The sequence below is a fragment of the Pseudomonas sp. WS 5146 genome (assembly GCF_012985495.1).
Classification (GTDB): domain Bacteria; phylum Pseudomonadota; class Gammaproteobacteria; order Pseudomonadales; family Pseudomonadaceae; genus Aquipseudomonas; species Aquipseudomonas edaphica.
This window is the reverse complement of record NZ_JAAQWL010000002.1, coordinates 322,714-334,787: the sequence shown is the minus strand read 5'-3', so window position 1 is coordinate 334,787 and position 12,074 is coordinate 322,714. Positions and strand designations below refer to the sequence as shown.

Annotated in this window: 10 protein-coding genes; 8 read left to right on the top strand and 2 right to left on the bottom strand. The window is 60.7% G+C overall.

The window, feature by feature from the left end; genetic code table 11:
- Positions 1–81: 81 nt before the first annotated feature.
- Both olsB and HBO41_RS06005 read left to right on the top strand, forming a co-directional pair.
- A complete protein-coding gene (gene olsB / locus HBO41_RS06010) occupies positions 82–837 on the top strand; it encodes an L-ornithine N(alpha)-acyltransferase (RefSeq protein WP_017137255.1) in 756 nt (251 codons plus the stop codon).
- Positions 837–1,628: a lysophospholipid acyltransferase family protein gene (locus HBO41_RS06005; RefSeq protein ID WP_017137254.1), complete on the top strand. Its 792-nt coding sequence runs from the start codon at positions 837–839 to the stop codon at positions 1,626–1,628. Before olsB ends, HBO41_RS06005 begins: the two co-directional genes overlap by 1 nt.
- A gap of 26 nt (positions 1,629–1,654) precedes the next feature.
- Here the strand turns inward: HBO41_RS06005 and HBO41_RS06000 are convergent, their stop codons facing one another.
- Positions 1,655–2,239, bottom strand: coding sequence for an ACP phosphodiesterase (locus HBO41_RS06000; protein ID WP_017137253.1), 585 nt, complete (start codon positions 2,237–2,239; stop codon positions 1,655–1,657).
- 154 nt (positions 2,240–2,393) lie between these two features.
- Between HBO41_RS06000 and HBO41_RS05995 the strand changes: the two genes are divergently transcribed.
- The 3 genes from HBO41_RS05995 to HBO41_RS05985 are packed head-to-tail and all read left to right on the top strand — an operon-like array spanning position 2,394 to position 4,987.
- On the top strand, positions 2,394–2,720 hold the full coding sequence (locus HBO41_RS05995) for a helix-turn-helix transcriptional regulator (RefSeq protein WP_017137252.1): 327 nt from the start codon (positions 2,394–2,396) through the stop codon (positions 2,718–2,720).
- Between the two features lie 13 nt (positions 2,721–2,733).
- Entirely contained in the window at positions 2,734–3,900 is a 1,167-nt protein-coding gene (locus HBO41_RS05990; RefSeq protein ID WP_017137251.1) for an MFS transporter, read from the top strand.
- A gap of 31 nt (positions 3,901–3,931) precedes the next feature.
- Positions 3,932–4,987, top strand: a complete 1,056-nt coding sequence (locus HBO41_RS05985) for an alkene reductase (RefSeq protein WP_017137250.1) — start codon at positions 3,932–3,934, stop codon at positions 4,985–4,987.
- A 358-nt stretch (positions 4,988–5,345) separates the two neighbouring features.
- Here the strand turns inward: HBO41_RS05985 and HBO41_RS05980 are convergent, their stop codons facing one another.
- Positions 5,346–5,978, bottom strand: coding sequence for a TetR family transcriptional regulator (locus HBO41_RS05980; protein ID WP_017137249.1), 633 nt, complete (start codon positions 5,976–5,978; stop codon positions 5,346–5,348).
- Positions 5,979–6,243: 265 nt separating this feature from the next.
- On the opposite strand from HBO41_RS05980, the gene HBO41_RS05975 reads away from it, so the two are divergent.
- From HBO41_RS05975 to adeC, 3 genes are read left to right on the top strand one after another with little or no spacing between them, the layout of a single operon-like run.
- Positions 6,244–7,392 carry an efflux RND transporter periplasmic adaptor subunit gene (locus HBO41_RS05975; RefSeq protein WP_017137248.1) on the top strand — a complete coding sequence of 383 codons (1,149 nt, stop codon included), beginning with the start codon at positions 6,244–6,246 and terminating at the stop codon, positions 7,390–7,392.
- A 3-nt stretch (positions 7,393–7,395) separates the two neighbouring features.
- On the top strand, positions 7,396–10,557 hold the full coding sequence (locus tag HBO41_RS05970) for an efflux RND transporter permease subunit (protein ID WP_017137247.1): 3,162 nt from the start codon (positions 7,396–7,398) through the stop codon (positions 10,555–10,557).
- The gene (gene adeC / locus HBO41_RS05965) at positions 10,554–12,011 is read left to right on the top strand and encodes an AdeC/AdeK/OprM family multidrug efflux complex outer membrane factor (protein WP_017137246.1); all 1,458 of its coding nucleotides are present in this window, start codon (positions 10,554–10,556) and stop codon (positions 12,009–12,011) included. The genes HBO41_RS05970 and adeC overlap by 4 nt, the downstream gene beginning before the upstream one ends.
- The last annotated feature ends 63 nt before the right edge of the window (positions 12,012–12,074 follow it).

Sequence of the window (12,074 nt, the reverse complement as noted above, 5' to 3'; positions counted from 1 at the left end):
AGCTGACACCGAGCCTACATAGCCTGAGTTTGGACAAACAAGTCGACCGGCCGGTAAGTGGCCGGCACTCGGAGATTCGCCATGACTCAGATCGCCCGCATCAGCGACACCGGCAATGAACGCCGTCTGCAAGCCGAACGCCTGGTTGGCGCCAAGGCTTTGCAGGAAGCCCAGGCCCTGCGTTTCAACGTGTTCAGCGGCGAGTTCAACGCCAAGCTGAAAGGCGCGGAACAGGGTCTGGACATGGATGACTATGATGTTCACTGCAGCCATATAGGCGTGCGGGATTTGAACAGCGGTCGACTGGTGGCCACCACCCGTTTGCTCGACCACCAGGCCGCCAGCACCTTGGGCCGGTTCTACAGCGAAGAAGAATTCAGCCTGCACGGCTTGCTGCACTTGCAAGGCCCGATCCTGGAGATCGGCCGCACCTGCGTCGACCCGGCCTATCGCAACGGCGGCACCATCGCGGTGTTGTGGGGCGAGTTGGCCGAAGTCCTCAACCAGGGCGGTTACAGCTACCTGATGGGTTGCGCGAGCATCCCGATGCACGACGGTGGCATCCAGGCTCACGCGATCATGCAGCGCCTGCGCGAACGCTACCTGTGCAACGAGCACCTGCGCGCCGAACCGAAAAAACCACTGCCGGCGCTGGACCTGCCGTCCAACGTCATCGCGGAAATGCCGCCGCTGCTCAAAGCCTATATGCGCCTGGGTGCGAAGATCTGCGGCGAGCCGTGCTGGGATGAAGACTTCCAGGTGGCCGACGTGTTCATCCTGCTCAAGCGCGATGAGTTGTGCCCGCGCTACGCCCGCCACTTCAAGGCGGCCATGTGATGAGCCGCCTGCGCGTGTACGGGCGCATTGCCCGGGTGCTGCTGGTGGTGGCGCTGGGGTTGAGCATGGCCAGTGTGTTTGGTGTATTCGAACGCATGGGCATTGCCAACTCGATGGTGCGGCGCCAGCGTTGGTCGCGGTTTTTTATGGCACGGTTGACTAACGCCCTGCCCTTTCGCGTGACGGTACACGGTGAGTTGCCGACGCAGCCGATGCTGTGGGTAAGCAATCACGTGTCCTGGACCGACATTCCGCTGCTCGGCGCGGTGGCGCCGATGTCGTTTTTGTCCAAGGCCGAAGTGCGCACCTGGCCGGTGGCTGGATGGTTGGCGGCCAAGGCCGGCAGCTTGTTTATTCGCCGCGGCTCAGGCGACAGCCAGTTGATCCGCAAGCAGATGACTCGCCATCTGGAGCAACAGCATCCGCTGCTGATGTTCCCCGAAGGCACCACCACTGATGGGCGCAGCCTGCGTACGTTCCACGGGCGTTTGCTGGCCAGTGCGATTGATGCGGATGTGTCGCTGCAACCGGTAGCGATTCGTTATTTGCGTGATGGGCAGGTGGATGCGTTGGCACCGTTTATTGGCGATGATGATTTGCTCTCGCACTTGATGCGTCTGTTCAGTAATGACCAGGGTGATGTGGAGATTCATGTGCTCCAGCCGATTGCCTGTGCCGGGCAGGAACGTGCGGCGCTGGCGTATCAGGCGCAGCAGGCGGTGCAGAAAGCGTTGTTTGGGCCGTTGCCGGAAGTTGAGCAGGTGGCGGCTCGACCTGCATTTGCGGCCTGAGATGAACTGAACACCAGCTCCCACATTTAGATCTCAGTAGTCAGTTGGAGCTGTGCAAACTTCTGTAGCTCTGGATAAAACAACCGAAAATCTTCACTCAACGGCTCATACAAAACCCGCAACTCCTGCATCGCATGGCCCAGCTCCTGAGGCTGGGTCAGCCGCCGCGAAATCCCGCGCAACACCTGCTCCATCACCGCGAACTCACGGTATGAGCCCAGCCAATCATCCGCCGCCATATACGGCGCAATCTGCGCCAGCCGCCCCGGCAGTTGCGGCTCGGCCGCCAGCACGCGGTACACCTGCGCAGTGAAGCGTTCCAGCGGCTGCTCGGCGTACAGCGCCCAATCCCGCGCCAGGCAGTGGTCGAAAAACACATCGAGGACAATCCCGGCGTAGCGCTTGCGGGTCAGGCTGAAGCGTGACAACGCCTCATCCACCAGCGGGTGGCTGTCGGTAAAGCGGTCGATTGAGCGATGCAACTGAATCGCCGACTCGATTTGCGGGCTGAACTGGCCTTGCAGGCGGCCTTTTACAAAGTCGCCATACAGGCTGCCGAGCAATTGAGCAGGAAGTTGGCCGCCCAGGTGCAGATGTGCGAGATAATTCATGCCGCGCAGTCTACCACTGCCGATTACGTATCGTTATAACCCGATATACCGAAATAGCCTGATCTCAGATCAAAATCATATTGGTATATCGGGATAGACCGATTTAAAGTTCGCCTCATCGCGATATAACGCTGTACGAAACCGAGCAACCGCCATGTCCATTGACCTCGACGAAATAATAAAAGCCCTGGCACACCCAGTACGACGAGACATCCTCACCTGGCTGAAAGACCCGAAGGTGCAGTTTCCCGAGCAAGTGCACAACCACGAATACGGGATCTGTGCCGGGCAGATCGACCAGCGCTGCGGCTTGTCGCAGTCGACCGTGTCGGCCCATTTGGCCACCTTGCAACGCGCCGGGTTGATCAGCAGCCAGAAGGCCGGGCAGTGGCATTTTTTCAAACGCAACGAGGCAACCATCCAGGCCTTCCTCGCGGCGCTCATCACCGAACTCAGTGCTGACGAAAACGCAGCGCTGTAACAAGGAAACGCCAATGCCCCTCTCGCTACTCATACTGGCCCTCAGCGCCTTCGCCATCGGCACCACCGAGTTCGTCATCATGGGCTTGCTGCCCGATGTGGCGGCGGACCTGGGCGTGTCGATCCCCGGCGCCGGCTGGCTGGTCACCGGCTACGCCCTGGGCGTGGCCATCGGCGCGCCGTTCATGGCACTGGCCACCGCCAAGCTGCCACGCAAGGCCGCCCTGGTAGCGTTGATGGGCATCTTTATTGTCGGCAACCTGCTCTGCGCCCTGGCCAGTGACTACAACGTGCTGATGTTTGCCCGTGTGGTCACCGCGCTGTGCCACGGTGCGTTCTTCGGGATCGGTTCGGTGGTAGCGGCCAACCTGGTGCCGGCCAACAAACGGGCTTCGGCCGTTGCCTTGATGTTCACCGGTTTGACCCTGGCCAACGTGCTCGGCGTGCCGCTGGGTACCGCACTGGGACAGGAAGCCGGCTGGCGCTCGACCTTTTGGGCGGTGACGGTGATTGGCGTAGTCGCCTTGATCGGTCTGATCCGCTTCCTGCCGGCCAAGCGTGACGAAGAAAAACTCGACATGCGCGCCGAACTGGCCGCGCTCAAGGGCGCCGGCATCTGGCTGTCGCTGACCATGACTGCGTTGTTCGCCGCGTCCATGTTCACCCTCTTTACTTACGTCGCACCGCTGCTCGGCGATGTCACCGGCGTGTCGCCCAAAGGCGTGACCTGGACCCTGCTGCTGATCGGCCTGGGGCTTACCGTCGGCAACATCATCGGCGGCAAGCTGGCGGACAAACGCCTGGCCGCCACCCTGATCGGCGTGTTCATCAGCATGGCAGTGGTCTCCACGGTGTTGACCTGGACCAGCGTCGCGGTGATCCCGACGGAAATCACCCTGTTCCTGTGGGCCACCGCTTCGTTCGCCGCCGTACCGGCGCTGCAAATCAACGTGGTGACCTTCGGCAAGGCCGCTCCAAACCTGGTGTCCACCTTGAATATCGGCGCCTTCAACATCGGCAACGCGCTCGGCGCCTGGGTCGGTGGCAGCGTGATTGCCCACGGTTTCGGCCTGACCAGCGTGCCTTTGGCCGCGGCGGCCCTGGCGATTCTGGCCCTGCTGGTGACCCTGATTACTTTCCGTCAGAGCGGCGATGCCGACCTGGCCCCTGCGACCAACTGATCAATCCACTTAAAGAGAAGGGTGTTTTCCCATGACGACTATTTTCGATCCGATCAAACTGGGCGACCTGCAATTGTCCAACCGCATCATCATGGCGCCGCTGACCCGCTGCCGCGCCGATGAAGGCCGCGTACCCAACGCGCTGATGGCCGAGTACTACGTGCAACGCGCTTCCGCCGGGCTGATCTTAAGCGAAGCCACCTCCGTGACGCCGCTGGGCGTTGGCTACCCGGACACACCGGGTATCTGGTCCAACGACCAGGTTCGCGGCTGGGCCAATGTAACCAAGGCTATACACGGCGCGGGCGGCAAGATTTTCCTGCAATTGTGGCACGTGGGCCGTATCTCCCATGAGTCGTACCTCAACGGCGAAACCCCGGTGGCACCGAGCGCCATCCAGCCTAAAGGCCACGTCAGCCTGGTTCGCCCGCTGGCCGACTACCCGACGCCACGCGCCCTGGAAACCGCTGAAATCGCCGACATCGTTGACGCTTACCGCATCGGCGCTGAAAACGCCAAGGCCGCAGGCTTTGACGGCGTGGAGATCCATGGCGCCAACGGCTACCTGCTCGACCAGTTCCTGCAAAGCAGCACCAACCAGCGCACCGACAACTACGGTGGCTCCCTGGAAAACCGTGCTCGCCTGCTGCTGGAAGTGACCGACGCCGCCATTGAAGTCTGGGGCGCCGGCCGTGTGGGTGTGCATTTGGCACCACGCGCCGACTCCCACGACATGGGCGACGACAATTTGGCGGAAACCTTCACCTACGTCGCCAGCGAGCTGGGCAAGCGTGGCATCGCCTTCATCTGCTCCCGTGAAAAAGAAGCCGGCGACAGCCTCGGTCCACAACTGAAAAAAGCCTTCGGTGGCCCGTACATCGCCAACGAGCGCTTCACCAAAGACAGCGCCAACGCCTGGCTGGCGGCCGGCAAGGCCGATGCAGTAGCCTTCGGCGTGCCATTCATTGCCAACCCGGACCTGCCGGCGCGCCTGAAGGCCGATGCGCCGTTGAACGAACCGCACCCGGAAACCTTCTACGGCAAAGGCCCAGTGGGTTACATCGACTACCCCACGCTGGCGCTGTAATGTAATTCGCTGAAACGAAAAAGCCCCGGTTCGCAGGAACCGGGGCTTTTTTTCGGCTGATTGATCGTTCCCACGCTCTGCGTGGGAATGCCGCCCTGGACGCTCTGCGTCTGCCCCTAAAGCGTGACGCGAAGCGTCACAGGATGCATTCCCACGCGGAGCGTGGGAACGATCGCACAGTAGCTGGGAAACACTCCTTCACAGCCTTGCAACAAAATCGCTACAAAATACTTAGGCGGCTACCTATCAACCGCCCGCCAGCCCGTATATAAAGTCACCCCGCAAATCCTGCGAAGGGACGATTGACTGTCTCTGGACTTTACTGTTGACACAACTGGATGCAATTACGCATTTTGTCTTAATTGCGTAGGCTAGGGCTCAAGCGCAGCATGTCCAGCCCTGCGTCAACCCAGCGTTCGGCGTCCTGATGCAGTTGGAAGCTGTCGGGCACTAGTAGCCATTGGCCAATCAGGCCGTGAATATAGGCATGAATGCACACCGCGCCACGCGTGGTGTCGAGGTTTTCCGGAAGTTGCCCGCGATGGACCGCGTTGCGCAGTGTCAGGCTGATACGCAGGTTGCACTCCAGGCTATGGGTCTGGCGTTGGCGCCGCATGTCGCACATTTCATCGGTGAACTCGCACTTATGAAACAGGATTTCGTTGATGCGCCGGGTTTTCGGGTCCAGGGCCACTTGATGATAAAGATGGATCAACAGCTTGCGCATACAGCCCAGCGGGTCGACTTCATCCTCGCTTTCACTGGCCCGGGCCAATTCGTCCAGGGGTTCGTGCAGCGTGTCGAGCAGTGCCTGGAGCAAATCGGACTTGTTACTGAAATGCCAATAGATAGCCCCGCGCGTCACCCCGGCCAACGCGGCGATGTCCGCCAGCGTGGTGCGCGCCACACCGCGTTGATAAAAGGCTTGCTCGGCGGCGTCGAGAATCTGGCTGCGCGTTTCCTGAGCTTCCTCTTTGGTGCGACGAACCATGGCAGTAAAACCTCAATCAGGACACTTTGGATGGTGCTTGAGCAACATCTGAATAATTGTGGGACGACGTCGTCTTGGACGCCGAACGTACTAAAATCGAGGCTTTGGCGCTTGCTTTGTCAACAATCCGCGAAGCCTGTCAAGAGTTTACAAACAACCGTGAACGTAAGTATATTGCGTAGCAAGCTACTTATCCACTCACGGCTTGTTTTTTACCCTTCCACACTTCTTGTGCGCATTTTGCGCGCCTGACCCGAGGATCTTCATGCAACTTAAGCCAGCTGTTACCGCTCTGGTCACTGCCGTCGCCCTGGCATCGCTGCTCAGCGGATGTAAAAAGGAAGAAGCGGCTCCGCCCGCTCAAACCCCTCAGGTCGGCGTGGTCACTATTCAACCGCAAGCCTTTACCCTGACATCCGAGCTGCCAGGCCGCACCACTGCCTACCGCATCGCGGAAGTTCGTCCCCAGGTGAACGGCATCATTCTCAAGCGCCTGTTCAAGGAAGGCGGCGACGTGAAGGAAGGGCAACAGCTCTACCAGATCGACCCGTCGGTGTATGACGCCACCCTCAAAAGCGCTCAAGCGAAACTGACCCAGACCAAGTCCATCACCGACCGCTACAAGCAACTTGTCGATGAGCAAGCCGTCAGCCGTCAGGAATACGACACCGCCGTGGCCAACCGCATGACGGCTGAAGCCGACGTGCAAACCGCCCAGATCAACGTGCGCTACACCAAAGTGTTCGCGCCGATCTCCGGGCGTATCGGTCGTTCTTCGGTCACCGAAGGCGCGCTGGTCAGCAATGGCCAGGCCGATGCCATGGCCGTGATCCAGCAACTGGACCCGATCTACGTCGACGTCACCCAGTCTTCGGCAGAAATGCTGAAACTGCGCCGCGACCTGGAAAGCGGCCAGTTGGAAAAAGCCGGCGACAACGCTGCCAAGGTCAAGCTGACCCTGGAAGACGGCACCGCCTACGCCCAGGACGGCAAGCTGGAGTTCTCCGAAGTGTCGGTGGACCAGACTACTGGCTCCGTGACCCTGCGCGCGGTGTTCCCCAACCCTGACCACACCCTGCTGCCGGGCATGTTCGTCCACGCCCAGCTGCAAGCCGGTGTGAACAGCAAGGCCATCCTGGCACCTCAGCAAGGCGTGACCCGTGACCTCAAGGGCATCCCGACTGCGCTGATCGTGAACAAGGACAACAAGGTCGAGCAGCGTCAACTGGTTGCCAACCGCACTGCCGGCGCCTACTGGCTGGTGGAAAAGGGCCTGGATGCCGGTGACCGCGTGATCACCGAAGGCCTGCAGTTCATCAAGCCGGGCATCGAAGTCAAGGTTAAAGACGCTGACAACGCCAAACCCGCCGGCACTGCCGCAGCGCCTGCTGCCGATGCTGGTAAAGGGGAGTAATCCATGTCGAAATTTTTTATCGACCGTCCCATTTTCGCCTGGGTAATTGCCCTGGTGATCATGCTGGTCGGGGCACTCTCGATCCTGAAGTTGCCCATCAACCAATACCCGGCCATTGCGCCGACCGCCATCGACATCCAGGTGACCTACCCAGGCGCGTCCGCACAAACCGTGCAGGACACCGTGGTGCAGGTGATCGAACAACAGCTCAACGGTATCGACAACCTGCGTTATGTCTCCTCGGACAGTAACTCCGACGGCAGCATGACCATCACCGTGACGTTCAACCAGGGTACCAACCCGGATATCGCCCAGGTCCAGGTACAGAACAAGCTGAACCTGGCGACCCCACTGCTGCCGCAAGAAGTGCAGCAACAGGGTATCCGCGTGACCAAATCGGTGAAGAACTTCCTGATGGTGATCGGTCTGGTGTCGGAAGACGGCAGCATGACCAAGGACGACCTCTCCAACTACATCGTGTCCAACATCCAGGACCCGATCTCCCGTACCGCGGGGGTGGGTGACTTCCAGGTGTTCGGTTCGCAGTACGCCATGCGTATCTGGCTCGACCCGGCCAAGCTGAACAACTACCAGCTCACGCCAGTGGACGTCAGCAATGCCATCAAGGCCCAGAACGTGCAGGTGGCCACCGGCCAATTGGGCGGCCTGCCTGCCCTGCCCGGCACCCAGCTGAACGCCACGATCATCGGCAAGACGCGCCTGCAAAGCACCGAGGAATTCGCCAAGATCCTGATGAAGGTGAACACCGACGGCTCGCAGGTTCGCCTGGGTGACCTCGCACGCATCGAACTGGGCGGCCAGAACTACAGCATCAGTGCGCAGTTCAACGGCAAGCCGGCTTCGGGTATGGCGATCAAGCTGGCGGCCGGTGCCAACGCACTGGACACCGGCAAGGCCATCCGCGAAACAGTGAAGTCCCTGGAGCCGTTCTTCCCGCCTGGCATGAAGGCGGTGGTGCCATATGACACCACCCCGGTAGTGACCGAATCGATCTCCGGTGTGGTTCACACCCTGGTCGAAGCGATCGTGCTGGTGTTCCTGGTGATGTTCCTGTTCCTGCAGAACTTCCGTGCCACCATCATCACCACCATGACCGTACCGGTGGTATTGCTGGGTACCTTCGGGATCCTGGCGGCGTGCGGTTTCACCATCAACACCCTGACCATGTTCGGCATGATCCTGGCCATCGGCTTGCTGGTGGACGATGCCATCGTCGTGGTGGAAAACGTCGAACGGGTGATGGCCGAGGAGCACCTGTCGCCCAAGGAAGCGACGATCAAGTCCATGGGCCAGATCCAGGGCGCCCTGGTGGGTATTGCCCTGGTACTGTCGGCGGTACTGCTGCCGATGGCGTTTTTCGGTGGTTCCACTGGTGTGATCTACCGGCAGTTCTCCATCACCATCGTTTCGGCGATGGCCTTGTCGGTAATGGTTGCCCTGATCTTCACCCCGGCTTTGTGCGCCACCATGCTCAAGCCGATTGATCCGGAAAAACACGGCCAGCCCAAGCGCGGCTTCTTCGGCTGGTTCAACCGCACCTTCGACCGTGGCGTACTCAAGTACGAGCGCGGCGTGGGCGGCATGATCAAGCACAAGATTCCGGCATTCCTGGTGTATGCGCTGATCCTGGCCGGCATGATCTGGATGTTCACCCGTATTCCAAGCGCGTTCCTGCCTGAGGAAGACCAGGGTGTGATCTTCGCCCAAGTGCAGACTCCGGTCGGTGCTTCGGCTGAGCGCACGCAAAAAGTCGTCGACGACATGCGCGCCTTCCTGCTGAACGACAAGGAAGGCGAGCCAGGCGAAGGCAAGGCGGTGAAGTCGGTGTTTACCGTGAACGGCTTTAACTTCGCCGGTCGTGGCCAGAGCTCGGGGCTTGCATTCGTGATGCTCAAGCCGTGGGATGAGCGTGACTCTACCCAATCGGTATTCGAAGTGGCCAAGCGTGCGCAGGGTTACTTCTTCGGGGCCTTCAAGGACGCCATGGTCTTCGCCATCGTGCCGCCTTCGGTACTGGAGCTGGGTAACGCCACTGGTTTCGACGTGTTCCTGCAAGACCAGGGTGGCGTCGGCCACGACAAGCTGATGGCTGCACGTAACCAGTTCCTGGGTGCGGCGGCACAAAGCAAGGTGCTGGCCGGCGTACGTCCTAACGGCGTGAACGACGAGCCGCAGTACGAGCTGACCGTTGACGACGAGAAGGCCAGTGCCCAGGGCATCAGCCTAGCGGATATCCAGCAGACACTGGCCATTGCCTTGGGTGGCAGCTACATCAACGACTTCATCGACCGTGGTCGCGTGAAAAAGGTGTATGTACAAGGTGACGCCGCCAGCCGCATGTCGCCGGAAGACCTGGACAAATGGTACGTGCGCAGCAACGACGGGAAAATGGTGCCGCTGTCGGCCATCTCGTCGGGCAAGTGGATCTACGGTTCGCCCAAGCTTTCGCGCTACAACGGTGTAGCGGCGATGGAAATCCTCGGTACCCCGGCACCTGGCTACAGTACCGGTGATGCAATGGCCGAAGTCGAACGCATTGCCAAAGAACTGCCGGCCGGTGTTGGTTATGCCTGGACAGGCCTGTCGTACGAAGAGCGCCTTTCCGGCTCCCAGGCGCCAGCGCTGTACGCACTGTCGCTGCTGGTAGTGTTCCTGTGCCTGGCGGCACTGTACGAAAGCTGGTCGATCCCGATCGCGGTGATTCTGGTGGTACCTTTAGGGGTGATCGGTGCGTTGATCGCCACCAGCCTGCGCGGCTTGTCCAACGACGTGTTCTTCCAGGTGGGCCTGTTGGTGACGGTGGGCCTGGCGGCGAAAAACGCCATCCTCATCGTGGAGTTCGCCAAAGAGCTGCATGAGCAAGGCAAAGGCATCGTCGAGGCGGCTATTGAAGCGTCCCGCATGCGTCTGCGCCCGATCATCATGACCTCGTTGGCGTTCATGCTCGGCGTATTGCCGCTGGCGATCTCCACGGGCGCCGGCTCAGGCAGCCAGCATGCGATCGGTACCGGCGTGATCGGCGGTATGATCACGGCCACTGTGCTGGCGATCTTCTGGGTGCCGCTGTTCTACGCAACCGTATCCGCCGCTGGCGAACGCAAAAAGAAAGACACTACTGAAACTCCTAAAGAGGCTGGCCAATGAGCAAGTCGCTACTTTCCTTAGCCGTCACCGCATTCGTGCTCAGTGGCTGCTCGCTGATCCCTGACTACCAGCGCCCTGAAGCGCCGGTAGCAGCCCAGTTCCCGCAGGGGCCGGCGTACTCGTCGGCCCAGGCGCCGAGCCAGGCCGCTGCCGAGCAAGGCTGGAAGCAGTTTTTCCATGACCCTGCCCTGCAACAGCTGATCCAGACCGCGTTGGTCAACAACCGTGACCTGCGTGTCGCTGCCCTGAACATCGACGCTTATGCGGCGCAGTATCAGATCCAGCGTGCCGACCTGTTCCCGGCGGTTTCGGCCACCGGCAGCGGCAGCCGCTCGCGCACCCCGGCCAAGTTGTCACAGACCGGCGAATCGAGCATCTCCAGCCAGTACTCGGCCGGCCTGGGTATCAGTTCGTATGAGCTGGACCTGTTCGGCCGCGTGCGCAGCCTGAGTGAAGAAGCGCTGCAAAAGTACTTCGCCACTGAAGAAGCGCGGCGCAGCACCCAGATCAGCCTGGTGGCCAGTGTGGCGAATGCCTACCTGACCTGGCAGGCCGACAAGGAACTGCTCAAACTGACCCAGGACACCCTCGGCGCGTTTGAGCAGAGCTTCAAGCTGACCTCGCGCAGCAACGAAGTCGGCGTGGCCTCGGCGCTCGACCTCAGCCAGGCACGCACCTCGGTGGAAAACGCCCGTGTTCAATTGGCGCGCTATACGCGTCAGGTGGCACAGGACGAAAACAGCCTGACCCTGTTGCTGGGCACTGGCCTGCCAGCCAATATCACCAGCAAGCCGCTGTCGGATGACCTGCTCAGCGAAGTGCCTGCCGGGTTGCCCTCGGACCTGCTGCAACGTCGTCCCGACATTGTGCAGGCCGAGTACAACCTCAAGGCCGCCAACGCCAATATCGGCGCGGCCCGTGCTGCGTTCTTCCCGAGCATCAGCCTGACTGCCAGCGCCGGTACCGCCAGCCCTACCCTGGGTGGCCTGTTCAAAGGCGGTTCGGGCACCTGGTCGTTTGCCCCGCAGATCAACATCCCGATCTTCAACGCCGGTAGCCTGCGCGCAAGCCTGGACTACTCGAAGATCCAGAAAGAGATCAACGTGGCCAACTACGAGAAGGCGATCCAGACCGGCTTCCAGGAAGTCTCCGACGGCCTCGCCGCCCGCGAGACCTACAAGCAGCAGCTGGATGCTCAGCGCGGCTTCGTTGCGGCCAACCAGGATTACTACCGCCTGGCCGAGCGTCGCTACCGCATTGGTGTCGACAGCAACCTGACCTTCCTCGACGCCCAGCGCCAACTGTTCAGTGCCCAGCAATCGCTGATCACCGACCGCCTGGCGCAGCTCAACAGCGAGGTCAACTTGTACAAGGCCCTCGGCGGCGGCTGGAACGAGCAGACCGCGAAGAACGAGCCGTTGAAAGAAGAAGCACCGGCGCTGAAGTTGTTCTGATCGTGCTGATGTAGATAAAACCGCTTCCCTTACCGGAAGCGGTTTTTTTTTGCCATGTCGTTA

Coding starts and splice junctions, on each gene's coding strand:
- olsB (WP_017137255.1), top strand. CDS start 82: ATGACTCAGATCGCCCGCATCAGCGACACCGGCAATGAACGCCGTCTG.
- HBO41_RS05985 (WP_017137250.1), top strand. CDS start 3,932: ATGACGACTATTTTCGATCCGATCAAACTGGGCGACCTGCAATTGTCC.
- HBO41_RS05990 (WP_017137251.1), top strand. CDS start 2,734: ATGCCCCTCTCGCTACTCATACTGGCCCTCAGCGCCTTCGCCATCGGC.
- HBO41_RS06005 (WP_017137254.1), top strand. CDS start 837: ATGAGCCGCCTGCGCGTGTACGGGCGCATTGCCCGGGTGCTGCTGGTG.
- HBO41_RS06000 (WP_017137253.1), bottom strand. CDS start 2,239: ATGAATTATCTCGCACATCTGCACCTGGGCGGCCAACTTCCTGCTCAA.
- adeC (WP_017137246.1), top strand. CDS start 10,554: ATGAGCAAGTCGCTACTTTCCTTAGCCGTCACCGCATTCGTGCTCAGT.
- HBO41_RS05970 (WP_017137247.1), top strand. CDS start 7,396: ATGTCGAAATTTTTTATCGACCGTCCCATTTTCGCCTGGGTAATTGCC.
- HBO41_RS05980 (WP_017137249.1), bottom strand. CDS start 5,978: ATGGTTCGTCGCACCAAAGAGGAAGCTCAGGAAACGCGCAGCCAGATT.
- HBO41_RS05975 (WP_017137248.1), top strand. CDS start 6,244: ATGCAACTTAAGCCAGCTGTTACCGCTCTGGTCACTGCCGTCGCCCTG.
- HBO41_RS05995 (WP_017137252.1), top strand. CDS start 2,394: ATGTCCATTGACCTCGACGAAATAATAAAAGCCCTGGCACACCCAGTA.